The 1,486-nt window shown below is 71.0% G+C and carries 1 protein-coding gene; it reads right to left on the reverse strand.

Going from position 1 to position 1,486, the window contains the following annotated elements:
* Nucleotides 1-1,486: amino acid adenylation domain-containing protein (locus tag ACMGEZ_RS29635; RefSeq protein ID WP_436825852.1), on the reverse strand; the 1,486-nt coding region annotated here is incomplete at both ends.

A 1,486-nucleotide genomic window follows, 5' to 3' on the forward strand; every position in this document is an offset into this window, starting at 1 on the left:
TTCGCTGTCGAACGGGTCGGCCACGAAGCGCTCGGCCGTCAGCCCCGGGCGCCCCAGGTAGCCGCGCGCCAGGCCCATGCCGCCCAGGTACAGCTCGCCGGCCACGCCGACCGGCGCCGGGTTCAGCGCCCCGTCCAGGACCAGGGCCTTGCGATGGCCGAGCGGCCGGCCGATGGGCGCGCTGCTGCTGTCGATGCTGCCGCGCACCTCCCAGGCGGTCGGTGCGATCACCGTCTCGGTCGGGCCGTAGGCATTGATCAGCTTGTGTGCCGAGATCCATCGGCGCGCCCGGGCCACCGAGACCTTGGACCAGGCTTCCCCGCCGACGATGCACAGCCGCACGTCCAGCGTCTCGCCCTGGACCTCCAGCGTGTTCACCACCTCGTTCACGTAGGAAGGCGGCATGAAGACCGCGCTGAGCCGGCGGCTGCGCATCTCGGCCACCAGCTCGCCCACGGCGTGCGACTTCGCGTCCCAGAGGAACACCGACGCGCCGCTCGTCAGCGCCGCGAGCCAGCGCTCGTGCGCGATGTCGAAGTTGATCGAGGCGAACTGCAGCTCACGGTCCTCGGGCCGCATGCCGTAGGCCCGGCAGATGGCCTGCACGTGCATCGACAACGGCCCGTGCGCGACGCACACGCCCTTGGGCCGGCCGGTCGAGCCGGAGGTGTAGATCACATAGGCGAGCTGCTCGCTTTGCAGCGGCACCTGGGGATCGTGGCCGGGCCCGGTCTCCAGTTCCAAGCCATCGAGGTCCAGGGCCTGCAGGGCTTCCAGCCCGGGAATGCGCCCGTGCAGATGGCTTTGCGTGAGGATGAGTTCGATGCCGCTGTCTTCCGCCATGTCGGCGAGCCGTTTGGCCGGGTAGTCCGGGTCCAGCGGCACATAGGCGCCGCCGGCCTTGAGGACGGCGAGCAGGCCCACGACCATCTCCAGCGAGCGCTCCATTGCGATGCCCACCCGCGTCTCCGGCTTGACCCCCAGGCCGATGAGACGGTGCGCGAGCCGATTGGCGCGCAGGTTGAGCTCGGCATAGCTCAGCGACGCTTCGCCGAAGACCAGCGCCGTGGCGTCCGGCCGCATCCGCGCCTGCCGCTCGACCGGCCGATGGACCGGCTCTGCATCGGGGCCGCGCGGCCTGTTCACGCCCCACGCCCACAGCCGCTGCCGCTCCGGCGCGGGCAGCGGATCCAGCGCGCAGATCATTCGCGCCGCGTCGTGCGCCAGCGCCTGTGCCAGCCCTTCGAGTGCTGCATGCATGTACGCGCACACGCGCGCCGCCTCCACGCTTTCGTGGATCTGTGCGACCAGCTCGAAGCCGCGGCCACCGAGGTCGTCGACCGACAGCACCCACGGATAGTTCGTGCGTTCCGCACCCTGGAGCACTTCCACGCCTTCCCACACGGGCACCTCGTGCTCAGCCTGCGCGCCGTAGCGGTAGTTCAGCAGCGCCGAGAACAGCGGCGTGCCCGCCGCCAGCGCGCTG

The organism is Variovorax stachyos (genome assembly GCF_051400855.1).
In the GTDB taxonomy this organism is placed as follows: domain Bacteria; phylum Pseudomonadota; class Gammaproteobacteria; order Burkholderiales; family Burkholderiaceae_C; genus Variovorax.